20 protein-coding genes, 3 tRNA genes and 2 rRNA genes are annotated in these 23,053 nt (G+C 67.5%); 1 reads left to right on the forward strand and 24 read right to left on the reverse strand.

Annotation, left to right across the window (positions count from 1 at the left end):
- Window positions 1-10: 10 nt before the first annotated feature.
- The 11 genes from KF689_07010 to KF689_07060 form a co-directional block, all read right to left on the reverse strand.
- Window positions 11-2,965 (reverse strand): 23S ribosomal RNA (locus KF689_07010).
- 299 nt (window positions 2,966-3,264) lie between these two features.
- Window positions 3,265-4,788: ribosomal RNA gene (locus KF689_07015) — 16S ribosomal RNA — on the reverse strand.
- Together the 16S and 23S rRNA genes with 3 tRNA genes alongside form the textbook arrangement of a ribosomal RNA operon.
- A 426-nt stretch (window positions 4,789-5,214) precedes the next feature.
- A tRNA-Lys gene (locus tag KF689_07020) sits at window positions 5,215-5,287 on the reverse strand.
- 37 nt (window positions 5,288-5,324) lie between these two features.
- Window positions 5,325-5,398, reverse strand: a tRNA-Arg gene (locus KF689_07025).
- A gap of 53 nt (window positions 5,399-5,451) precedes the next feature.
- Window positions 5,452-5,525, reverse strand: a tRNA-Pro gene (locus KF689_07030).
- A 39-nt stretch (window positions 5,526-5,564) separates the two neighbouring features.
- Window positions 5,565-6,224 (reverse strand): non-canonical purine NTP pyrophosphatase, encoded by a 660-nt coding sequence (locus tag KF689_07035; protein ID MBX3133121.1) that lies wholly within the window; start codon window positions 6,222-6,224, stop codon window positions 5,565-5,567.
- Between the two features lie 8 nt (window positions 6,225-6,232).
- The gene (gene rph / locus KF689_07040) at window positions 6,233-6,955 is read right to left on the reverse strand and encodes a ribonuclease PH (protein MBX3133122.1); all 723 of its coding nucleotides are present in this window, start codon (window positions 6,953-6,955) and stop codon (window positions 6,233-6,235) included.
- A complete protein-coding gene (rfaE2, locus tag KF689_07045; protein MBX3133123.1) occupies window positions 6,948-7,433 on the reverse strand; it encodes a D-glycero-beta-D-manno-heptose 1-phosphate adenylyltransferase in 486 nt (161 codons plus the stop codon). The genes rph and rfaE2 overlap by 8 nt, the downstream gene beginning before the upstream one ends.
- Window positions 7,430-7,792: a hypothetical protein gene (locus tag KF689_07050; GenBank protein MBX3133124.1), complete on the reverse strand. Its 363-nt coding sequence runs from the start codon at window positions 7,790-7,792 to the stop codon at window positions 7,430-7,432. Before KF689_07050 ends, rfaE2 begins: the two co-directional genes overlap by 4 nt.
- Window positions 7,786-8,274, reverse strand: coding sequence for a hypothetical protein (locus KF689_07055; protein MBX3133125.1), 489 nt, complete (start codon window positions 8,272-8,274; stop codon window positions 7,786-7,788). Before KF689_07055 ends, KF689_07050 begins: the two co-directional genes overlap by 7 nt.
- Window positions 8,271-8,687, reverse strand: coding sequence for an acyl-CoA thioesterase (locus KF689_07060; protein MBX3133126.1), 417 nt, complete (start codon window positions 8,685-8,687; stop codon window positions 8,271-8,273). Before KF689_07060 ends, KF689_07055 begins: the two co-directional genes overlap by 4 nt.
- 65 nt (window positions 8,688-8,752) lie before the next feature.
- Between KF689_07060 and KF689_07065 the strand changes: the two genes are divergently transcribed.
- Window positions 8,753-9,520 (forward strand): UDP-2,3-diacylglucosamine diphosphatase, encoded by a 768-nt coding sequence (locus KF689_07065; GenBank protein ID MBX3133127.1) that lies wholly within the window; start codon window positions 8,753-8,755, stop codon window positions 9,518-9,520.
- Here the strand turns inward: KF689_07065 and KF689_07070 are convergent.
- The 13 genes from KF689_07070 to KF689_07130 all read right to left on the reverse strand — a co-directional run bounded on the left by KF689_07070 (window position 9,517) and on the right by KF689_07130 (window position 23,031).
- A complete protein-coding gene (locus KF689_07070; protein MBX3133128.1) occupies window positions 9,517-10,158 on the reverse strand; it encodes a hypothetical protein in 642 nt (213 codons plus the stop codon). The two genes, KF689_07065 and KF689_07070, sit on opposite strands and share 4 nt — an antisense overlap.
- 2 nt (window positions 10,159-10,160) lie before the next feature.
- The gene (locus KF689_07075; protein ID MBX3133129.1) at window positions 10,161-10,553 is read right to left on the reverse strand and encodes a RidA family protein; all 393 of its coding nucleotides are present in this window, start codon (window positions 10,551-10,553) and stop codon (window positions 10,161-10,163) included.
- A gap of 9 nt (window positions 10,554-10,562) precedes the next feature.
- Window positions 10,563-12,236, reverse strand: coding sequence for a formate--tetrahydrofolate ligase (locus KF689_07080; GenBank protein MBX3133130.1), 1,674 nt, complete (start codon window positions 12,234-12,236; stop codon window positions 10,563-10,565).
- Between the two features lie 51 nt (window positions 12,237-12,287).
- A complete protein-coding gene (locus tag KF689_07085) occupies window positions 12,288-13,184 on the reverse strand; it encodes a TatD family hydrolase (protein ID MBX3133131.1) in 897 nt (298 codons plus the stop codon).
- On the reverse strand, window positions 13,127-14,083 hold the full coding sequence (gene secF / locus KF689_07090) for a protein translocase subunit SecF (protein MBX3133132.1): 957 nt from the start codon (window positions 14,081-14,083) through the stop codon (window positions 13,127-13,129). The genes KF689_07085 and secF overlap by 58 nt, the downstream gene beginning before the upstream one ends.
- Window positions 14,083-15,714, reverse strand: a complete 1,632-nt coding sequence (gene secD / locus KF689_07095; protein MBX3133133.1) for a protein translocase subunit SecD — start codon at window positions 15,712-15,714, stop codon at window positions 14,083-14,085. Before secD ends, secF begins: the two co-directional genes overlap by 1 nt.
- Before the next feature lie 102 nt (window positions 15,715-15,816).
- Window positions 15,817-16,776, reverse strand: a complete 960-nt coding sequence (locus tag KF689_07100; protein MBX3133134.1) for a bifunctional riboflavin kinase/FAD synthetase — start codon at window positions 16,774-16,776, stop codon at window positions 15,817-15,819.
- Entirely contained in the window at window positions 16,766-17,674 is a 909-nt protein-coding gene (gene truB, locus KF689_07105; protein ID MBX3133135.1) for a tRNA pseudouridine(55) synthase TruB, read from the reverse strand. The genes KF689_07100 and truB overlap by 11 nt, the downstream gene beginning before the upstream one ends.
- Complete coding sequence (rbfA, locus tag KF689_07110) at window positions 17,652-18,047, reverse strand: 30S ribosome-binding factor RbfA (protein ID MBX3133136.1); 396 nt, start codon at window positions 18,045-18,047, stop codon at window positions 17,652-17,654. Before rbfA ends, truB begins: the two co-directional genes overlap by 23 nt.
- A gap of 25 nt (window positions 18,048-18,072) precedes the next feature.
- Window positions 18,073-20,868 (reverse strand): translation initiation factor IF-2, encoded by a 2,796-nt coding sequence (gene infB / locus KF689_07115; GenBank protein MBX3133137.1) that lies wholly within the window; start codon window positions 20,866-20,868, stop codon window positions 18,073-18,075.
- A gap of 12 nt (window positions 20,869-20,880) precedes the next feature.
- Window positions 20,881-21,216 (reverse strand): ribosomal L7Ae/L30e/S12e/Gadd45 family protein, encoded by a 336-nt coding sequence (locus KF689_07120; protein ID MBX3133138.1) that lies wholly within the window; start codon window positions 21,214-21,216, stop codon window positions 20,881-20,883.
- 11 nt (window positions 21,217-21,227) lie between these two features.
- On the reverse strand, window positions 21,228-22,535 hold the full coding sequence (nusA, locus tag KF689_07125) for a transcription termination factor NusA (GenBank protein ID MBX3133139.1): 1,308 nt from the start codon (window positions 22,533-22,535) through the stop codon (window positions 21,228-21,230).
- Between the two features lie 25 nt (window positions 22,536-22,560).
- Window positions 22,561-23,031 carry a hypothetical protein gene (locus tag KF689_07130; GenBank protein ID MBX3133140.1) on the reverse strand — a complete coding sequence of 157 codons (471 nt, stop codon included), beginning with the start codon at window positions 23,029-23,031 and terminating at the stop codon, window positions 22,561-22,563.
- Window positions 23,032-23,053: the final 22 nt, after the last annotated feature.

The following is a 23,053-nucleotide window of genomic DNA, read 5'->3' on the forward strand; positions in this document are numbered from 1 at the left end:
AAACTGGGGAGTAGTCAAGCCGCACGGGCGATTAGGATGGGTTAGCTCGGAGGTCATTGCTGACGTTCCACTCCCCACCTATCGACGTGGTGGTCTCCCACGGCCCTTCAGGGGACTCAAGGTCCCAGGGAGAGTTCATCTTGGGGACAGCTTCCCACTTAGATGCTTTCAGCGGTTATCTGTGCCGATCATCGCTACCCGGCGGTGCCACTGGCGTGACAGCCGGGACACGAGCGGATCGTCCGACTCGGTCCTCTCGTACTAGAGTCCGCGCCCCTCAACTCTCCAACGCCCACAGCGGATACAGACCGAACTGTCTCACGACGTTCTGAACCCAGCTCATGTACCACTTTAACCGGCGAACAGCCGGACCCTTGGGACCTTCTCCAGCCCCAGGATGTGATAAGCCGACATCGAGGTGCCAAACCGCGCCGTCGATGTGAACTCTCGGGCGCGATAAGCCTGTTATCCCCAGCGTACCTTTTATCCGTTGCGCGATAGCCGATCCACACCGGGCTACCGGATCACTACGGCCCACTTTCGTGGCGGCTCGACCCGTCGGTCTCGCCGTCAGGCTCCCTTGTGCCGTTACACTCTAGAGCGCGAATATCGTCCGCGCTGAGGGAACCATGCGCGCGCCTCCGTTACTCTTTCGGAGGCGACCGCCCCAGTCAAACTGCCCACCTGCCACGGTCCCAGCCGAGGTTTGCTCGCGCGTGGTGAGGACGTTACATGAGCCAGGCTGGTATTTCACTGATGCCTCCGCCCGAGCTAGCGCCCGGGCCTCAACGGCTCCCAGCTATGCTACACAGTCACATGCGACGTCCAATGACAAGCTGCAGTAAAGGTGCATGGGGTCTTTTTGTCCTGCTGCGGGGACTCGGAATCCTCACCGAGACTGCTATTTCGCCGAGCACCGGGTCGAGACAGTGCCCAAGTCGTTACGCCATTCGTGCAGGTCGGAACTTACCCGACAAGGAATTTCGCTACCTTAGGACCGTTATAGTTACGGCCGCCGTTTACCGGGGCTTCGGCTCAATGCTTCGCCTTGCGGCTAACATCTCCCCTTAACCTTCCGGCACCGGGCAGGCGTCAGTGAGTATACGGCGCCTTGTGCGGCTTGGCACTCACCTGTGTTTTTGCTAAACAGTCGCTTGGGCCGATTATCTGCGACCAATCGAAGCCTGCGACGCGAAGTCGCCAACCTCAATCGGCATCCCTTCTTCCGAAGTTACGGGATCATTATGCCGAGTTCCTTGACCCGGTTTCACTCGTTCACCTTAGGCTACTCGCCTTGCCCACCTGTGTCGGTTTGCGGTACGGTCATCTGCAGCATTCCCCGCAGGAGCTTTTCTTGCCTGTCGACTCTACACGACTCGGAGTTGGGTTGCCCCGCCTCCTCGTACTCGGGTCTCGGTTGCCCTACACCCTTGAACGGCCAATCCACAAAGCCGCTCGCGCTTCGTTCCAGGGTCCCTCCTGGGTTGTTAACACACTGCAGACGGGGCCGGAATTTTAACCGGCTATCCATCGGCTACGCCTCTGGGGCCTCGCCTTAGGGTCCGCCTCACCCTGCGCTGATTGCCATGGCGCAGGAATCCTTGGGCTTACGGTGTGCGGGGTTCTCACCCGCATTTGCGCGTACTCAATCCGGCATCCTCACTTCCGTACACTCCACGGCACGTTTCCACGGCCGCTTCAAGGCGTACAGAACGCTCCCCTACCCCTCTAGCAAAGCTAGAAGACCAAGCTTCGGCGGGCCGCTTAATCCCGACCATTCTCGGCGCATCCCCACTGGACTGGTGAGCTATTACGCACTCTTTAAAGGAGTGGCTGCTTCTAAGCCAACCTCCCAGTTGTCAGTGTAGAGACACATCCTTCGCTATACTCAGCGGCCACTTTGGGGCCTTAGCTGTGGTTCTGGGTTCTTTCCCTCTCGCCGTTGGACATTATCGCTCAACGACTGCCTCCCGAGATACATATGACAGGTATTCGGAGTTTGGTTGGTGTTGGTACCGGCTATGCCAGCCCGCGACCATCCAGTCGCTCTACCCCCTGCATACAATTGCTCGAGGCTCTACCTCAATAGATTTCGGGGAGAACCAGCTATCTCCAGGCTTGATTGGCCTTTCACCCCTACCCACAAGTCATCCGAACGGTTTTCAACCCATACCGGTTCGGGCCTCCACTGCGTGTTACCGCAGCTTCACCCTGCTCATGGGTAGATCGCCCTGGCTTCGGGTCGTACCCCCAGGAACTTCGTCGCCCTCGTTACAGGACTCGCTTTCGCTGTGGCTCCGCGGCTGAACCGCTTAGCCTCGCTCCTGAGGAGTAACTCGCCGGATCATAATGCAAAAGGCACGCAGTCAGTCGTGACAGGACCGAAGTCCTGCCCAACCTCCTACCGCTTGTATGCATGTCGTTTCAGGATCTATTTCACTCCCCGCACTGGGGTGCTTTTCACCTTTCCCTCACGGTACTCGTTCACTATCGGTCACACGAGAGTCTTTAGGCTTGGAGGGTGGTCCCCCCGGTTTCACGCCCGATTACTCGAGTCGGGCGTTACTCAGGAACTCCACTACGCAACGTGCATAGCCTTCGCTTACCGGGCTGTCACCGTCTTTGGCGCCCCGTTCCAAGGGACTTCAGCTGGCATCTCGTTACGCGTCTGTGGGTCCTACAACCCCGAAGTCACAAGGACCTCGGTTTGGCCTCTACCCCGTTCGCTCGCCGCTACTTGGGGCATCTCGGTTGATTTCTCTTTCCACCAGGTACTTAGATGTTTCAGTTCCCTGGGTTAGCTCGGCTTGCGCCGTAACCGCCATTCCTGGCGGCTGGGTTGCCCCATTCGGAGATCTTGGGATCAAAGCGTGTGTGCCGCTCCCCCAAGCTTATCGCAGCTTACCGCGTCCTTCGTCGCCTTCGTGTGCCAAGGCATCCTCGACATGCATTCGCTCGCTTGACCACAATATCTAGTCCAGCAGAGCACGCGCGATCTACAACGAGTGTACAGAAATCGGTGTGCTGCTTGCGCAGCATACGTCGAAATATGTCACTAGTGTGATTCGTTATCCCACGAACACTACCATCTTCCGTTGTCAAACAGCGGGTCATACGCAGCCCCTGGGGTGTCCCCACAGCGACCGCCAGACTGCTATGCACTGAGATCGAGAGAGATCGCGCAGCGTACGAGACGTGCGACTATCCGGTAGCGCTTTCGTCCATCCGAGGACAAGTCCGTCCGATGGCTACTCGCTGCTCCGTTAAGGAGGTGATCCAGCCGCAGGTTCCCCTACGGCTACCTTGTTACGACTTCGCCCCAGTCATTGCGCTCGCCTTAGGCGGCTTGGTCCCTTGCGGGTTCCGACACCGACTTCGGGCGCTCACAACTTCCATGGCGTGACGGGCGGTGTGTACAAGGCCCGGGAACGTATTCACCGTAGCGTAGCTGATCTACGATTACTAGCGATTCCAGCTTCATGTAGTCGAGTTGCAGACTACAATCCGAACTGAGGACCGGTTTGGGGATTGGCTCACTCTCGCGAGTTGGCGACCCTCTGTCCGGCCCATTGTAGCACGTGTGTAGCCCTAGACGTAAGAGCCATGATGACTTGACGTCATCCCCACCTTCCTCCGGTTTGGCACCGGCAGTCCCCCTAGAGTCCCCGGCTTTACCCGCTGGTAACTAAGGGTGAGGGTTGCGCTCGTTGCGGGACTTAACCCAACATCTCACGACACGAGCTGACGACAGCCATGCAGCATCTGTGCTGGAACTCCGAAGAGGGGCTCACGTTTCCGCAAGCTTTCTCCAGCATGTCAAGCCTAGGTAAGGTTCTTCGCGTTGCGTCGAATTAAACCACATGCTCCACCGCTTGTGCGGGCCCCCGTCAATTCCTTTGAGTTTCAGCCTTGCGGCCGTACTCCCCAGGCGGGGTACTTCATGCGTTAGCGCCGGCACCCAGGGGGTCGCTCCCCCAGACACCTAGTACCCATCGTTTACGGCGTGGACTACCAGGGTATCTAATCCTGTTTGCTCCCCACGCTGTCGCGCCTCAGTGTCAGCTACTGCCCAGCAGGCCGCCTTCGCCACTGGTGTTCTTTCGGATCTCTACGCATTCCACCGCTACACCCGAAATTCCACCTGCCTCTACAGTGCTCAAGCTCAGCAGTTCGCACGGCAGATCCGGGGTTGAGCCCCGGACTTTCACCACACGCTTACCAAGCCACCTACGCGCCCTTTACGCCCAGTGATTCCGGACAACGCTCGCACCCTCTGTATTACCGCGGCTGCTGGCACAGAGTTAGCCGGTGCTTCCTCACCCGGTACCGTCAGTCCTCTCGAAAGAGGAGGTTCGTCCCGGGCAACAGTGGTTTACACCCCGAAGAGCTTCATCCCACACGCGGCGTCGCTGCGTCAGACTTTCGTCCATTGCGCAATATTCCCCACTGCTGCCTCCCGTAGGAGTCTGGGCCGTGTCGCAGTCCCAATGTGGCTGGCCATCCTCTCAGACCAGCTACCCGTCGTCGCCTTGGTGGGCCGTTACCCCGCCAACTAGCTGATAGGCCGCGAGCGCCTCGATTTCCCCCGGAGGTTTCCTCACCAGACGATGCCGCCTAGTGAACGTATGCGGTATTACCCGGCCGTTGGGCCGGCTATCCCCCAGAAATCGGTAGCTTGCTCACGTGTTACGCACCCGTTCGCCGGTTGCCCTTGCGGGCCCCCGTGACTTGCATGTGTTAAGCACGCCGCCAGCGTTCGTCCTGAGCCAGGATCAAACTCTCCAATAGAGAATCCAATAGGCTCTTCCGAATCGCTGTCACGCTGTCGCATGACAGCGTTATTTCGGAATCACAAAAGTTTTCAGGTCATGAACTCTCGGTGAGCGCCTGATCGCTCTCACGTCATCGAGTTCGCCTCGCACACTTTGCGATTTCTCTCGTCTCAATTTTCAATCAGCGTCGTTGTGCTCGCCGCGATTTCCGCGACAGCCTCTAAGCATACTCACTCACCAACCGTTCGTCAAGGCCTTCCGAAAACTTTCTTGCCCAGACTCACGCGGGCGTCGCCGCCCCGGTGACCTCTCGCAGCAATCCGCGAAAAGGACGCTGAAGATACTCGCGAATCCACGCCCTCGCAAGCCCCGCCGCACCCCTCCACGCACCGCCTACCACCGATGCGAAAGGCCCCGACTGCCTGCGCCGAGGCCCCGCCAATGCGCCGTGTAGGAATCGAACCTACAACCTAGTGATTAAGAGTCACTTGCTCTGCCAATTGAGCTAACGGCGCGTGCGATCCTGCTCCATCTCCACTGCATCTCGCGAAGCGCGCCAGGAGGGAATCGAACCCCCGACCCACAGCTTAGAAGGCTGTTGCTCTATCCAACTGAGCTACTGGCGCTTCACCAGCGATGACCGGACGATCCTCGCGAGTCCCTGCCCTCGCGCACACCATCGGGGCGGCCGGATTCGAACCGGCGACCTCCTGCTCCCAAAGCAGGCGCGATACCGGGCTACGCTACGCCCCGCAAGACAGACACCAAGGATAGTCAGTCGTTTCCCTTCGGTCAACTGACGGATTGCAGCTGCGCGCGCAACACCGCGCCACCGCGCGCGAGCACCGCACGCAGCGCGCGCGCGCGATGACTCACACGCGCCTTTTGCTCGCGCGACGCCTCGCCGAAACTGCACCCCAACTCCTCACTGAAAAACCACGGATCGTAGCCGAATCCGCCGTCGCCCCGCGGCGATTCGAGGATGTGGCCCTCGACGCGGCCCTCGCCGATCCACTCTTCACCCGCAGTGACACACACGGCGACGCACGCATAGCGCGCCCGCCGATCCATCGCGCCCGTCAGCGCGCGCGCCAACGCCGCGTTGTTCTCCGCGTCGAGCGCCACGCCTGTCGCGGTGCTGCCCGTCCACCGCTTGCTGCGCACCCCCGGCCCGCCGCCGAGCGCATCCACGACGAGCCCGGAATCCTCCGCGAGCACGATGCGGCCCGGAAGCAGCGCCGCGAAATGCTGCGCCTTCGCGCGCGCGTTCTCGGCGAAGGTCTCGAACACTTCGAGCGTGTCCTCCGCCGAGGCTTCCGCGATGCCCAACGCCTCGAGTGTCTCGACGGCGATGTCCTCGGCCGCGCAGAGCGCGGTGAACTCGCGGATCTTCCCGGTGCTACGCGTCGCGAGCACCAGCGGGTGCCGCACGGGTGGCGGCGCAGCGCCCACCACGCGACTCAGCCGAGCCCGAGCGCGCGCGCCTGCACCGCGTCGAGCGCACGGATACCGGCGTGCGCGAGGTCGAGCAGCGTCTCCAACTCCCCGCGTGCGAACGTGCCGTTCTCGCCTGTGCCCTGCACCTCGACGAAACGCTCGGCGCTGGCCATCACGACGTTGGCATCGACGTCGGCGCGGACGTCCTCGGCGTACTCGAGGTCGAGCACGGGACGACCACCCACGACACCGACGCTCACGGCGGCGACGCGGCGCTGCACGGGCGACCGTTGCAGACGGCCCGTGCGGCACATCCACTCGAAGGCATCCACGACCGCGACCGAGGCGCCGGTGATGGCGGCGGTGCGCGTGCCGCCATCGGCCTGCAGCACGTCGCAGTCCACCTTGAGCGTGAACTCGCCCCAGGCGAAGTCGTCGAGCATCGCGCGCACGCTGCGCCCGATGAGGCGCTGGATCTCCTGCGTGCGGCCCCCGACCTGGCCGCGCTCGCGCGGCGAGCGCGTGTGCGTCGCGCGCGGCAACATCGCGTACTCGGCGGTTAGCCAGCCCTCCCCTTTGCCCTTCTTCCAGCCGGGCACCCCATCCTCGACCGAGACGGCACAGAGGACGCGCGTGTTGCCGAAGCTGACGAGGCAGGAGCCTTCGGCATTGGGGACGGCGTGGCGTTCGAGGGAAATGGGACGCAGCGCGTCGTGCGCGCGACCGCCGGGACGGGAGTCAGCCATTGCGGAGCTTCTGGACGGTGGCAGTGGTGGAGTGGCCTGGCGTCAGCGGGATAATGACGATGCGGCCACCGCGTGCGCGGACGGTGTCGCCTCCGGCGACCTCGTCAGGGCGATAGTCCCCGCCCTTCACGAGCACGTCGGGCTGCAGCGCAGCGACGAGTTCAGCGGGCGTGTCTTCGTCGAAGACGACGACACAGTCTACGGCGGCGAGGGCGGCGAGCACGTAGGCGCGCTCGCGCTCGCTGCGAACGGGACGCTCCGGCCCTTTGCCCAAGCGGCGGACGGACGCGTCGCTATTCACGCCCACGACGAGGTACGCTCCCTCGGCGCGCGCGCCTTCGAGCACGTCGACGTGGCCCGGGTGCAGCAGGTCGAACACGCCGTTGGTAAAGACGACGGGGCCGCGGCACCGCGCGCGCCACGCGACGGCCTCGTCACGCGTGCGCAGCTTGCTCGCCGCCAGTGCAGGTTGGCTCAAAAGGTGCCGACCGCGCGTGGTTGGAAGTGAAACTCGCGCACGATACCGGGCAGCTCGATGTTGACGTAGTAGTCAGCCCAGATCTCAATGGTGCCGGAGCGCCGGCGCACGCGGACGCGCTGGGCGGCCTCGGGCAGCTTGAGCGAGTCGGCATACTCCGCGAGGCGCCGTTGGATGGTGAGGTCACTGCGCTTCGCGGCGAAGCGCGCCTCCTGCGCCATCCGGTCCTGGAACTTGTAGTTGTGCCAGAACGGCCGGCCTGCATTCACCCCAAAATAGACGATTGCGATGACGAGAAAGATCGAGAAGAGACAGCCGAGCGTGCTGGCCCCGCGTCGCGAGCAAATGCGACTCACCATTGTGACTGCGCTCCGTCGATGACGTCGTTGACGATGCGGTCGATGGCTTGCCTGCGTCCAGCGGGCTCGTTGCCCTCTGCATACTCGCCGTCGGCCGACATCCCGTTCTTGGACCAGAGCACGCGCCCGGTCACTTGATCGACGATCTCCACGTTCACTTGGACACGGAGGCGCCGCCGGGCCGAGGTAGCCTGGGCCGGGTTGGCGGAGAACGCCGCGGCGATGTCGAACTCGTAGCGGGTGACCACGCCGCGGACCACGGCGTGGGCACGCGCTTCGGGGGCGTCACGGAGGCCCAGGCGCGACTGCAGGCCCTCGCGGAGGGCATCCTGGAGTTCGCGGGGGAGTTCAGGGCTGGAGGCCTCGTTCTCGAAGGGCAGCACGGCCACCGTACGCACGTGCGACGGCAACCCGCCGCCGGCGAAGCCGTAGCAGCCGGCGCCGGCCACAATCAGGGCGGCCGCGACGAGGAGCCGGGTCACGCGGCCGCCCGCTCGAGGAGCGCGCGCAGGTCCGCCGGGAGGCTCGTCGGGCGTCCCTCCGGGTCAATGGAGACCAGCGTCGTCGAGGCCGTCGCGAGGCGCTCGGCCGCGTCGCCGTCCGCGCCGACGCGCGAGAGCGTGTACTCGAAGGTCACCATCCGGGAACGTACCCCGGCGAGGCGGGTCTCGATCCGCACGAGATCGTCGTAGCGGGCACTGGCGTGGAAGCGCAGGTGCGCGTCGGCGACCGCGAGGAGGACGCCGCGACGCTCCATCTCGGCATACGGCATCCCTGCCTCCCGGATGAGGTCGGTGCGGCCCACCTCACACCACACGAGATAATTGGCGTGGTAGGCCACGCCCATCTGGTCGGTCTCGGCGTAGCGGACGCGGATTTCGGTGCGGCTCTCCATCGCGGCGAGTCTACCGGAAGTCCGCGCCATTTGTAAAGGGCCGCGTGCCTGCATAGGATTCGCGGATGCTTCCCGGCCCGGTCTACCTGCTCTCCGACGCGCACCTCGGCGTGGCCCCGGCGGAGACCGAGCGCGAGTTGGTGAGCTTCCTGCGCCACCTGCCCGCCGATGCGGGTGCGCTGGTCATCAACGGCGACCTGTTCGACTTCTGGTTCGAGTGGCGACACGTGATCCCGCGGACGGGGATCCGGGTGCTGGGCGAGTTGGGGCGCCTCGTGGACGGCGGCCTGCCCGTGCTGTGGATCGCGGGCAATCACGACTGCTGGGGCGGTGAGGTCCTGCGACGCGACATCGGGGTGACCTACCACGAGGGCCCCTGGCGCGGGACACTGGGCGGCTGGGACACGTTGATCGAGCACGGCGACGGCCTGCGCGAGAAGGAGGACGCGCCCTACCGCCGTCTGCGCGCCGTCCTGCGGCACCCGTGGGCGATCCGCGCGTATCGCTGGCTGCATCCGAACTGGGGCACGGCGCTCGCGCTGCGCAGCTCGCACACGAGCCGGAATATGCGCCCTGGCGACGGCGGCGAAGGCCTGCGACGCGTGGCGCACGCGCGGTTGGGCGCGGCTGATGCTCCGCAGCTCCTGGTGTTCGGGCACTCGCACGTGAGCACCCTCGAGCGGGTGGGCCGGGGCGTGTTCGCGAATCCCGGGGCCTGGCTGGATGCGCCGCAACTGCTGCGCGTCTCGCCGGAGGGCGTGGCCCTCTGCCGCTGGGACGGGCACTCCGTGCGCCAGGAGCAGGCCCTGCCCCCGTACGGGCCCGGACGTTAGCGCCTCGGCGGAGCCCCGAAGCGTAGCGTGGCGGTCAGGGCGGGCCCGAACGGCGTCGGCCGCAGCGAGACTTTTTCCGGCAGGTCCCAGAGCTGTGCCGCGACGAAGGCGTCGGCGCCGGCGAAGAGGTGGTTGAAGAACAGCACCGCAACCCAGTCCTCGACGTGGAGGCGGCGCGTGCGCACCCAGCCGGCGGAGTACCGCGAGCGCTGCCACTCGGTGACGATCGCGTTGCCGAGCGAATCGCGGGCGACGACGCCGGTCACGGGATCCGTCTGATACGCCGAGGGCATCGAGTCCCGCGAGAAGCGTCGTGCGAGGCGGAGATCCTCAGCCGACCGATGCAGCATCGTGAGGGACAGCGCCTCGACGAGCAAAAAGACGCCGCCGGCATAGGGGCGGTTGAGCGCCGCCTGCCCGACGCCGGGCATCACCAACGACGTGAGGAAGGCTCGCCGCGGCGTGATGGGCGGCTGCGGGGTCAGCGAGTCGGCGCGCGCGGCGGATTGCCGCGGCGCCGGAGGGGAGGCAGTCGCGCCCACGCGCAGCCCCTCGGCGGACTGCGCGCGCAGGGGCGGCGCGCTCGCGCTCAGCAGCGCGACGGCGACGAGCAGCCGCGGGACGCGCCCGTCGCGCACGGTCAGCCCGGGAGCTTGGCGACGAGTTCGACTTCGACGTTCACGCCGCGCGGCAGCGCGCTGACCTGCACAGTGGACCGCGCCGGACGCGCCGCCCCGAGCGTTGCCGCATAGATCTCGTTGAAGCGCGGGAAGTCGGCCATATCGGTGAGGAAGACGGTCGTCTTCACGACATCGCCCCACGAGGCGCCGGCGGCCTTCAGCACCGCCGCAAGGTTTGCGAGCACCTGTCGCGTCTGCGGCTCGACGTCGCCAGCGACGATCTCGCCGCTGGCGGGGTCGAGCGGGATCTGGCCGGCGGTGAAGAGAAAACCGCCGGCGACGGTGGCTTGCGAGTACGGACCGATGGCGGCCGGCGCTTCGGTGGTGCTGATGAGCTTCACGGAGTTCGGCATTGGCAGGGCCTAGAAGAGTCCCGAGATGGAGCCGTCGGGATGGATGCGCATCCGTTCGGCGGCCGGCTGCTTCGGCAGGCCGGGCATCGTCATAATCTCGCCGCACTGCGCCACGATGAATCCGGCGCCGGCGACGGGATACACGTCATTGACCGTCACCTTGAAGCCGCTCGGGCGGCCGAGCTTCGTGGCGTCGTCCGAGAGCGAATACTGCGTCTTCGCCATACAGACCGGCGTCTCGGCGAGTCCGATGCTCTCGAGATACGCGATGGCGCGCTCGGCCTTGGCGCTGTACTCGGCGCCGTCGCCGCCGTACACCTTCTTCACGATGGTGTCGATCTTCTGCTTGATCGGCAGCTTGGCGTCGTAGATCGGCGCGAACTTGCTGCCGCCCTTGGCGAGGATGTCGAGCACCTCGTTGGCAACGGCGATGCCGCCTTCTCCGCCCTTGGCGAAGACTTCGCTCAGCGCGACCCGGGCCCCGGCCTTCTGCGCGGCCTCGGTCACCATCGCGATCTCGGCGTCGGTGTCGGTGTGGAAGCGGTTGAGCGCGACGACGAGTTCCATCCCGAACTGGCGTACGTTGGCGATGTGGTGCTCGAGGTTGACGACGCCCTTCTTGAGCGCGGCGAGGTCTTCCTTGGCCAGCTCGGTCTTCTTGGCCCCGCCGTTCATCTTGAGCGCGCGGATCGTCGCGACGAGCACGGCGGCATCGGGCTTCAGGCCGCCGAAGCGGCACTTGATGTCGAAGAACTTCTCGGCGCCGAGGTCCGAGCCGAAGCCGGCCTCGGTGACGACGAGGTCGCCGACGGCCAGCGCCGCGCGCGTGGCGAGGATCGAGTTGCAGCCGTGGGCGATGTTGCCGAAGGGTCCGGCGTGCACGAAGGCGGGGCCGCCCTCGAGCGTCTGCACGAGATTCGGCCGGATGGCGTCCTTGAGGAGCATCGCCATCGCGCCCTGCGCGTTGAGGTCGCGGGCGTAGATTGGCTTGCGGTCCGCGCCGTAGGTGGAGCCGACGATGATGTTGCCGAGGCGCTCCTCGAGGTCGGCGGCGCTGGTCGCCAGCGCGACGATCGCCATGATCTCCGACGCGGGGATGATGACGAATCGCTCCTCGCGCACGACGCCCTCGGCCGGCCCGCCGAGTCCGATGATGACTTTGCGCAGGGCGCGGTCGTTCATATCGATCGTGCGCGGCCAGGTGATGCGGCGCGGGTCGATGTTGAGCGCGTTGCCTTGCTGCAGGTGGTTGTCGAGCATCGCGCTGAGCAGCGCGTGCGCCGAGCTGATGGCGTGGAAGTCGCCGGTGAAGTGCAGGTTGATGTCGTCCATCGGCAGGACCTGCGAGTACCCGCCGCCGGCGGCGCCGCCCTTGACGCCGAAGACCGGACCGAGCGAGGGCTCGCGGATGCAGAGCACGGCGTTCTTGCCGAGCTTGCGGAAGGCCTGCGCGAGTCCCACGGACGTCGTGGTCTTCCCTTCACCGGCCGCCGTCGGATTGATGGCCGTGACGATGACCAGCTTGCCCTTGGCCGGGCGCGTGGTGAGCTCGAGGGCGACCTTGGCCTTGTACTTGCCGTATTGGTCGATGTCATCGGGCCCGAGGCCGATGTCTGCGGCGACGTCGGTGATGGGACGCAGGGTGGCCGCTTGGGCGATTTCGATGTCGGACGGAACGGTCATCGGCGATTCCTACACCTCAGCTGGGGGGTTGGACGAACTCGCGAAACCTAGTCAGGCGAGCCCGAAGAGTCTGCGGGCATTGGCGACGGTGGCCGCGCCGAGCGCCTCCGGATCCTCCGAGCGGACCTCGGCAAGGCGTCGAACCGTGTACGCGCACCACGCCGGTTCGTTGCGCTTGCCGCGCCGCGGCACGGGCGCGAGGTACGGGCTGTCGCTCTCGACGAGGATCCGGTCCTGCGGCAGGGCGCGGACGACGTCGTCGCGCTCCCACTTCTTGAACGTGGCGACGCCGGCGAGGGAGAGGTACCAGCCGGCCCCGAGCCCGGCCTCGGCCAGCGCCATCGAGCCGCCGAAGCAATGCAGCACGCCGCAGATGCCCGCCTCGCCGGCTTCGCGGACCATCGCGATGGTGTCGGCCTCGGCCTCGCGCGTGTGGACGACGGCCGGCCGTGCGTGCTGCGCGGCGAGGGCGAGTTGAGTGGCGAAGGCGCGGCGCTGGAGTGCGCGCGGCGAGTGGTCGTAGTGGTAGTCGAGCCCGCACTCCCCGACCGCCACGGCGCCGGCGACCAAGGCCGCGGCAATCGCGTCACCGTCGCGTGTGGGGTCGAACCCCGCGGCATCGTGCGGATGTACGCCGGCCGTCCACCAGACGAAGCCGGGATGCGCCTCGGCGATGCGGCGGGCTCGTGCGGCCGCCTCGAGCGACTCTCCGATGCACACCACGCCAGTGCCGCCGGCCTCGCGCAGGCGCCCGAGGACGTCGCCGAGGTCCTCGGCGAAGGCGGCGTCGCCGAGGTGGGCGTGGCTATCGAGAAAGGGGACGGCCGGAACGGACGAAGCCCCGTCACGCGCGTCGGCGTGGCGGGGCCCCGGTGCCGACACGGCGGCGCTCAGGCGCGCGCCGCGGGGACGCGCGTGTGCGGCGTCGCGTCCGTCTCGCGCGGCCACTTGCGCTCGATCCAGAGCACCAGCGGCGCGGCCACCCAGATCGAGCTGAACGTGCCGACGATGATGCCGAAGGTGAGGATCAGGGCGAAGGGCCGGATGACGGCGCCGCCGAGGATGATCAGCGCCAGCAGCGAACCGAGCGTGGTGACGCCCGTCATCACCGTGCGCGGCAGCGTCTCGTTGATGGAGGCGTTGACGATGTCGCGGAACGGCTTCTTGCGGTTCAGGCGCAGGTTCTCGCGGATGCGGTCGAAGACCACGACGGTGTCGTTCATCGAATAGCCGATGACCGTCAGGATGCCGCCGACGACGAAGAGCGAGATCTCGATGTCGAGATACTTGATGAACGCCAGCGTGGCCAGCGAGTCGTGCAGCGTGCCGAGCACGGCGGCGACGCCGAAGCGCCACTCGAAGCGCCAGGCGAGGTAGACGAGCGTGAGCGCGAAGGCGATGACCGTGGCGATGATGGCGTTGCGGCGCAGCTCGGCGCCGACCCGCGGGCCAATGCCCTCGGAGGCGAGACGGCGGAAGCCCTCGGCGCCATAGCGCTCGCGCAGCGCCTCCTCGATCTGCTCGGCGACCGTCAGGGCGCCGGCTTCCTGCTGCTCGACCTGAGACTTGTCCTGCGCCCGGATGCGGATCTCGTTCGGGGAGCCGAAGGTCGTAATCTCGGCGTCACCGACGGGTGACGCCGCGATGGCCGCGCGCACGTCGGCCACGTTCGGGGCCTCGGTGAAGAGCAGCCGCAGTTCGGTGCCGCCCGTGAACTCGATGCTGTAGTTGAAGCCGCTGAAGGGGACGAGCACGATGGCCGGGACGACGAACACGACGACCGTGATCAGCGCCAGCTTCCACTGGCGGACGAAGTCCCACGAGGTGTTGTGGAGGATGCGAAACATCAGATGCTCAGGGTCGTGGGGGGCGTCTTCTGGCGGTTCAGCCACACGTAGAAGAGCGTCCGGACGAAGAAGATGGCCGAGACCAGCGAGGCGGCGAGGCCCGCCAAGAGGGTGACGGCGAAGCCCTTCACCGGTCCGTCACCGAACTGGTAGAGGATGGCCGCGGTGAGGGCGGTCGTGACGTGCGTGTCGACGATGGCGCTCCAGGCGTGGTCGAAGCCTTCGTCGATGGCCATCCGGATGGACTTGCCCGTATCGAGCTCCTCGCGGATGCGCTCAAAGACGAGGAAGTTGGCGTCCACCGCCATACCGATCGAGAGCACGAAGCCGGCGATGCCGGGCAGCGTGAGCGTGGCGTCGAAGACGGTGAGGATGGCCAGCGTGATCAGCGTGTAGAACGCCAGCCCGAGCACCGAGAGGAAGCCCGAGAAGCGGTAGTAGCCAACCATGATGATGATGACGAGCGCGACGGCCGTGATGCCGGAGCGCACGCCCTGCGAGATGGCGTCGGCACCGAGCGAGGCGCCGATGGTGCGCGCCTCGACGACCGTGAGGGGCACCGGCAGCGCACCGGCGCGCAGCACCAGGGCAAGGTCCTGCGCCGACTGGATGTCGCGCCCGCCCATCGTGATCTGGCCGCGCGTGCCGATGGCGCCCTGGATGACGGGCGCGCTCATCACGCGGTCGTCGAGGACGATGGCCATATTGTTGCCGATGTTCCGACCGGTCTCGTTGCGGAAGCGTCGGCCGCCTTCGTTGTTAAGCTGGAAGGTGACCTTGGCGCCTTCCATCGGATCCTGCTCCGGCTTGGCGTCGACGAGGTACTCACCGGTGATGATGTCCCGGTTGTCGAGGACGTAGAGCGGACGGTACCAGGCGGTCGAGAGGCTGACCGAGTCGGCGCCCCAGCGGATCACCTTGCCCGGCGGAATCGCGGCGCGCACGGCGCTGTCGGCAAGGAACCGCTCGAACATCCGGACGTCGCCGACGGCGATGAAGTACTGGCCCGGCAGGCTGCCTGGTGCGACGAGGCGCCGGAACGGGCCTTCGGGGCCCGCCGCCTCGGCGGAGTCGGCGGCGGTGCTGTCGGCGGGGTCGAAGAGCCCAGTGAGTGCACTGCGACGTGCCGTGTCGCCGGCGACCGTCTGCGGCGCCGTGCGCTCGAGGCCGCGCGCCTTGACGATCTGGTCGAGCCGCGGCGCCACGCGCTCCAACGCCTGCGTGCGATCGGTGATCTGGAAGCGCAGGTAGGCCGAGCGCTGCACGACGGCGGTGGCCCGCTCGCGGTCGTCGATGCCCGGCAGTTCCACCACGATGCGCGAGTCACCCACGCGCTGGATGATCGGCTCGGCAACGCCGAACTCGTCGATGCGCGAGCGCACCACGCGCAGCGCACGCTCGAGCGCGTCATCGACGTCGCTGACCTGCTGCTGCGACTGGTCGATCTCGAGGGCGAGATGCATCCCGCCGCGGAGGTCGAGCCCGTACTTGAGGGGGACGCGGGTGTAGGTGGTGTCCACCATCTCGCCGTCGCGCTGGAAGCGGTCCTCGACGGTCCGCGGGAAGAGCGTCCAGGCCGACGCAACCACCATTGCAGCGATTGCGAGCAGGCGTGCCTTCAGGCTGTTCATCTGGAGCAGGAAAGTGTGTGAAACCCGGGGGAAACTAGAACCTTGAAGAGTACCCGCCGGGAACGGGCAAGTCAATCAGAGATAAGGGGTTGGACGCTCTGGTCACGCGGCCGGCGGCGGTCCGTTCTCGGCGACGGTCGCGAGCACGGCCCGGGCCTGCGACTCGTCCTTCGCCAACTGTGCCCGTAGCGCGTCCGGGCCATCGAACTTCTGCGTCTCGCGCAGCCGCGCGAGCAGATCCACTCGCACGCGACTGCCGTACAGCTCCCCGTTCATCTCGAAGCAGTGCACTTCGAGCGCGCTGATCGGATCGCCGAAGGTCGGGCGCGGTCCGAGGTTCATCATCCCGCCGAAGGTCCCGCGCGGCGTCTGCACGCGGACGGCGTACACGCCCTCCGGCGGCAGGAGCTTGCGCGGCGACGGCGCACCGAGGTTGAGCGTCGGGAAGCCGATGGTGCGGCCCCGCTGGTCGCCTTGGCGCACGACGCCCCCGATGCTGTAGGCGCGGCCGAGTCCGTCCGCGGCACGGGCGAGGTCGCCGCCAGCGATGGCACGGCGAATGGTCGTGCTGGAGATGGGACGACCGTCGCTGCCCTGCACCGCCTCGACGACGGCGACGTCGAAACCCCGCGACGCGCCCAGGCTCCGCAGGACGTCCGCGTCACCGGAGCGGGCGCGCCCGAAGCCGTGGTCGTAGCCGATGAGCAGCTCGCGCACTCCGAGATGCTCGATGAGCACGTGATCCACGAAGTCCGCGGCCTCGTAGCGCGCCAGCGTCGGCGTGAAGGGCAGCACGACGACGTAATCGATGGGGCTCTCCGCGAGCACTTCACTCTTCTCGCTGCCGAGCGTGAGCAAGGGCGGCGCCGCGGCGGGGTTCACCACCTCGAGCGGATGGGGCTCGAAGGTGACGAGCACGGCCGGCAACCCGTGCGCGCGGGCGCGTGCGGCCAAGCGCTCGAGCACCAACTGGTGGCCGCGGTGCACGCCGTCGAAGGTGCCGACGGTGCAGACCGTGCCGCGCAGCGACGGCGGAAGACCGAAGGCGGGGTCAGGCCTCACGCATCACCACCCGCGGCTGCCAGCGTTCGCCGCCGGGCTCCCAGGGCTTGCCGCGCCGCTCCGCGAGCGCGACGAGCGTCCGGCCATCGTCGCGCACGAGCGCGCCCCAAGGCCCAGGCACTGCGGCCGCGACGTCGATGCCGCGTGCAATCTTCGTCACCTCGTCATCGCTCAGCGGCTGCACCGGGAAGCCCGGCAAGGCCTCCAGCGCCGGCCTGAGCGCCACCCGGCCTTCGCGGAGGTCCTCCAGCGTGGCCGCCTCCTCGACGCGGAACGGACCGGTCGCGAGACGCCGCAGCGCGATGAGGTGCGCCGCGCTCCCCGCCATCTCGCCCCAGTCGCGGGCCAGCGAGCGCACATAGGTCCCGCCACCACAGACCACGCGCATCGTGGCCTCGGCCACGCCGCCGTCGGTGCCGAGTGCGATGTCCGGCACGTCGATGCGGAAGACCTCGATGGGCACCGGCTCCGGCGTGACCGCCTTGCCGGCGCGCGCCAGTTCGTAGGCGCGCTTGCCGCCGACGCGCTTGGCCGAGTACGCAGGCGGCGTCTGCCACATCTTGCCCTGGAGGAACCGGAGGGCGTCGAGCAACTCGGCCCGTTGGGGCAGCGCTGCCTCCCGCGTGACGCCCCCGTGCAGGTCCTCGGTCTCCGTCTCGCTGCCGAACCTGACGCGCGCTTCGTAGACCTTGGGTTCGTCCGGCAGGTGCGGCAGCAACCGAGTGGCGCGGCCGACGAGGAGGACGAGCAGCCCGGTGGCGAAGGGATCGAGCGTGCCGGCGTGGCCGATGCGGCGCTCGCCGAGCGCGCGTCGCGCGGCGTTCACGACGTCGTGCGAAGACACGCCCGCCGGCTTGTCCACGAGCAGGACGCCGTCAGCCGTCGCGGTCGGCGTCACCGGATGTCGGCGGCGACTCGTCGCGCTTGACCTGGGCGAGCAGCGTCTCGATCCGCGCCGCCCGCTGCACCGACTCGTCGAGCCGGAAGGTGAGCTCCGGCGCGAACTGCAACCGCAGGGCACGACCGACGCGCCCACGCAGATGCGGCGCGGTGTGCTGCAGCGCTTCGACGGTCTGCGTCTTGGCCGCCTCATCGCCCATCACGCTGACGAAGATCATCGCGTGCCGAAGGTCGCGGGCCATCTCCACGGCGGTGACGGTCACGAGCCCCGAGATGCGCGGGTCCGTGGCGTCGCGGGCGATGAAGGCAGCGACCTCCTCGCGCACGGCCTCACCGACGCGGTCGGCGCGGCGCGGATCCCGTGGGGGCATCAGCGGACTCCGGTGTGCGGGGCGCTCAGCCGGCCGAGGCCGGCTGGAGCGTCCGCGCGACTTCTTCGGTGCGGTAGGTCTCGATCACGTCGCCGACCTTGAGGTCGTTGAAGTTCTCGATGCCGATGCCGCACTCGTAGCCTTCCTTGACTTCCTTCGCATCGTCCTTGAAGCGACGCAGCGAGCCGATCGTACCGTCGTAGACCTCGACGCCGTCGCGGACCACGCGGACGCGGCCCTGGCGGTTGATGACGCCCGAGCGCACGTAGCAGCCGGCGATGACGCCGATCTTCGGGACCTTGAAGGTCTCGCGGACCTCGGCCTCGCCGACGACGACTTCCTTGGACTCCGGCCGCAGCAGGCCTTCGAGCGCGGCGCGCACGTCGGCGACCGCCTCGTAGATGATGCGGTAGAGCTTGATCTCGACGCCTTCGCGATCGGCAGCGGCGCGGGCCTTGGTGTCCGGCCGCACGTGGAAGCCGATGATGATGGCGCCCGAGGCCTTGGCGAGGAGGATGTCGCTCTCGGTGACGGCACCGACGGCGCGGGCCACGACCTCGACCTGCACCTCCTCGTTGCTGAGCTGCTGCAGCGCGTCGGCGAGCGCTTCCGCCGGACCGCCCTGATCGGCCTTGATGAGCAGCTTGAGCTGCCGCTTCTCGCCCGAGCCGGCCTGCGCCATAAAGTCCTCGAGCGACACCGCACCCTTGGCGGTGCGGCGGCTCTTGGCTTCGCGGTCGAGCCGCTCGCGGCGCTGGGCGATCTCGCGCGCTTCCTGCGCGTCGGCCACGCAGATGAACTGGTCGCCGGCCATCGGGACGCCGGTGAGGCCGAGCACCTGCACCGGCACCGCCGGGCCCGCCTCCTTGACCTGCTTGCCGCGCTCGTCGAGCAGCGCACGCACGCGGCCGGAGTGCAGGCCGCAGATGAAGTCGTCGCCGACCTTGAGCGTGCCGTTCTGCACGAGGATCGTCGCGACGGCTCCCTTGCCCTGGTCGAGCTGGGCTTCCACCACCGAGCCCGTCGCGCGACGGTCGGGGTTGGCCTTGAGGTCGAGGATCTCGGCCTGGAGGAGGATCTGCTCGAGCAGGGCGGGCACGCCGGTGCCCTTCTTGGCGCTGATCTCCGAGGCCAGCGTCGTGCCGCCGAAGTCCTCGAGCACCACGCCGTGCTGCAGCAGGTCCTGGCGGACCTTCATCGCATTGGCGGTGGGCAGGTCGATCTTGTTGATGGCCACGATCATCGGCACGCCGGCGTTCTTGGCGTGCGAGATGGCTTCGATGGTCTGCGGCATCACGGCGTCGTCCGCGGCGACGACCAGCACGACGATATCCGTCACCTGCGCGCCACGGGCGCGCATCGCGGTGAAGGCCTCGTGGCCCGGCGTGTCGAGGAAGGTGATCTGGCGGCCGTCGGGCAGCGACACGTGGTACGCGCCGATGTGCTGCGTGATGCCGCCGGCTTCGCCGGCGACGACGGTGGCCTTGCGGATGTAGTCGAGCAACGAGGTCTTGCCGTGGTCGACGTGACCCATAATGGTCACGACCGGCGGGCGCGGACGCAGGTCCTCGGTCGCGTCGACCTCGACTTCCTCGGGCGCCGCGGCGTAGTCCTCTTCGCGCACGGCGATGAAGCCGAACTCGCTCGCGATGAGCTCGATCTGGTCGAAGTCCATCCGCTGGTTGATGGTGACCATCAACCCGAGATGCTTGAACGCGAACGAGACGATCTGCGTGGCCGGGACCTTGAGGCTCTCGGCGAGCTCGCTGACCGTGATGAACTCATTCACGCGAATCGTCGTCTTCTCGCGCTCGGCGATCTCGGCGCGCATCGCGGCGAGCTCCTCGCGGGCGGCGGAGTCATCGCGGCCGCCGCGGCGCTTGGACGTGCCGCCGCCCATCTGGCGCATCGTGCGCGAGATGTTGGCGGTGACCTGTTCCTGGTCCACGCGCTTGCCCTTCTTGCCGCGGCGCGGCCCCGACGACGGGGCCGCGTTGGGCCCGAAGCCGGTTCCACCGCCGGGGCCGGCCGTGCGGCCACGGTCGTCGCGACGTCCCCCACCGAGGCCGCCCCCCGGCGTGGCCGAGGCGATCGGGCGCGGCGGGAGGTTCATCCCGCTGACCGGACGCGGGCGCGGCGGAGCCGGCGCGATCGGACGCGGACGCGCCGGCTCGCTCGCCGCCGACCGCGGCGTGGCTGCCGGCGGCGCGGACGCGCTGGGGGCGTCTGGTGCCGCGGGGGCTGCGGTCGGCGCCTGGGCGGCGAGCTCGGCCTGGCGCTGGCGCTCGGCTTCGTCGGCACGGGCACGGGCGGCAGCAAGCTCCTCGGCTTCCTTGGCGGCCTTGGCGGCAACCTCGGCTTCCTTGGCGGCACGCGCGGCACGCTCTGCTTCGGCGACGGCGGCGGCAGCCTCGGCGGCAGCGGCTGCAGCCGCCGCTTCTTCCTCGGCCTTCTGCACGTCTGCCGCGCGGCGGCGACGGGTCGTCTTCACCGGCTCCTCCGCAGGTGCCGGTGCAGGCTCGGGCTCGGCCTTGGCAGCCTTCTTGGCGGCGACCTTCTTCTTGGCCGCGGGCTTCGCATCCGCGGACTTGGCCGCCGCCTTCTTCTTGGGCGCGGCCTTCTTCTTGGCCGGCGCGGCCTCGGTCTCGGTGCGGTTGCGCTTCTCGCGCTCCCATCGGGCACGCGCGCGCGCCACGTGGTCGTCCGCCAGCGGTGACGCCGGCGTCCGTGCAGGAATGTCCATCGCGCGCAGCATCGTCAGCACTTCATCGGCGCCGATGCCAAACTCCGCTGCCAACTCACTTACCCGGATCTTGCTCAAACCCCGCCTCCGTTAGGCCTCTCGTCCTGCGTCCGCCAGTCTGGCGGCCGCCAGGATCCCCGCAGCCAACTTGTCGTCCACCACGCCGATGATGGCCGTGGTCTCGCGTCCCGCGACCTGCCCGAGCGTCGCCGCCGAATCCACCTCGAGGGTCGGCACCCCCCGTCCCGCCAACAACCCGTCCACCTTCTGGCGGGAGTTGGGCGAGGCGTCACGCGCGACGACCGCCACCCGCACCTTCCCACCCTTCACCGCCTCCCGCACCCGGTCCACCCCGACCAGCGCGAGCCGTCCGCGTACGCCGAGTCCGAGGAGCCCGAGCACCTTCTTCTGCCGGGCCTCGTCCACGGGACCCGCCCCTACTCCGCCGCCGATTCGCCACCGACCTCGGTGAGCTCATCGAGAATGGCCATAATGCGATCGGCTTCCTCGGGCGCGATGCCCGGAAGCTTCAGGAAGTCGTCGCGGTCGAGATCGATGATGTCGTTGAGCGTGCGGTAGCCGCCCGCCTCGAGCACCGCGACGGTCGCCGTGGCCATCCCCTCGATGTCGGAAAGCGGCACGTCGGCCGCGTCTTCGTCCGGCAGCGGCGCGAAGAGCGGGATGTCGCCACCGCGCTCCAGCCACTCGCGGCTTGAGTACAGGTCGATCTTCCAGCCCGTGAGCTCCGACGCCAGACGCACGTTCTGCCCGTTGCGGCCGATGGCCAGCGAGAGCTGGTCCTCGTCCACGACGGCCTGGATCGTCTTCGCCGTCGGGTCGCTGAACACGCGCGCGACCTTGGCCGGCGCGAGCGCCAGCTTGGCGAAGCGCTCCGGGTCGTTGGACCAAGGCACGATGTCGATGCGCTCGCCGCCGAGCTCCTGCACGACGGCCTGCACGCGGGCGCCCTTGAGGCCGACGCAGGCGCCGACCGGGTCGATGGCATCGTCCTTGGAGACGACGGCGATCTTGGTGCGGCTGCCGACTTCACGCGAGGCCGCACGCACCTCGACGATGCCCGACTGGATCTCGGGGACCTCGAGGCGGAACAGCGCCTGCACGAAGAGGGCGTCGGCGCGCGAGAGGATCAGGCGCGGGCCCTTCGGCGTCTCCTCGATGCGCTTCAGCACGGCGCGCACCGGCTCGCCCTGCGAGTACGTCTCGCGGTGGTTCTGCTCGCGATACGGGATGATGGCTTCGGCTTCGCGGAACTTGTTGAGCATCACGACGATCTTGCCGCGCTCGATCTGCTGGATCTCGCCGGAGAGCAGGTCGCCGACACGGCCGGAGAACTCGTCGCGGATCTTGGTGCGCTCGCCCTCGCGGACGCGCTGCACGATGCGCTGCTTGGCGGCCTGCACGGCGCTGCGTCCGAACTCCTCGAAGGAGACCGGGATCTCCATCAGGTCGCCGGGCTGGTAGTCGGGATCCTCGTAGCGGGCTTCCTCGAGGTCGATCTCCGTCACCTCGTCGGCCACTTCCTCGACGACCTTCTTGAGGATGACGATGCGGATGTCTCCCTTGGCGTCATCGATGTCCACCTCGGCCTGCACGGTCGGGCCGTGCTTCTTGGCCAAGGCGGCCAGGATGCCGTCCTTGAGCAAATCGTGCAGTTCCCCGCGCTGGATCTGCTTGCTGTCCGCCAGCTCGCGCAGCGCCATCAGGATCTCGGCTGAACCCGCCATCCCCAACTCCGTTCGAAAAAAGGCTCTATGGCTTCCAGTGAAACGCGAGCCGCGCGTCCGTGACGTCGGCCAGCGCAACCACGTGCTCGGTACCCTTCGCATCCCGCAGGCGCAGCGAGACCGCGGGGGCCTCGCCTTCGACTGCGACGATCTCCACTTCCTGCCGCCCGTGCAGCTTCAGGCTGTTCACGCTGGCCCGACGCCCCACGAACCGCCGCCACTCGCGCTCGTCGCGCAGCGGCCGATCCATCCCGGGCGACGACACCTCGAGCACGTAGCGCGAGGTGATGAGGTCCGGCTGAGCATCCAGCCGGGCCTCGATTGCCCGCGACGCCCGCTCGCAGTCGCCGACCTGCACCTTCTGGAGGTCTAGGCGATCCACCCGGACATCCAGCACCGGCCGCCCTTTCGACCCACCGAACCTGAGCTCGACCAGCTCGAGGCCAAGCGGTGTAAGTTCATTCACCACAATGGCTTCCAGCTCCTGCTTGTGCATCTTTACTTCCTCACAGAGAACA

It is taken from the genome of Gemmatimonadaceae bacterium (assembly GCA_019637355.1).
In the GTDB taxonomy this organism is placed as follows: Bacteria; Gemmatimonadota; Gemmatimonadetes; order Gemmatimonadales; family Gemmatimonadaceae; genus Pseudogemmatithrix.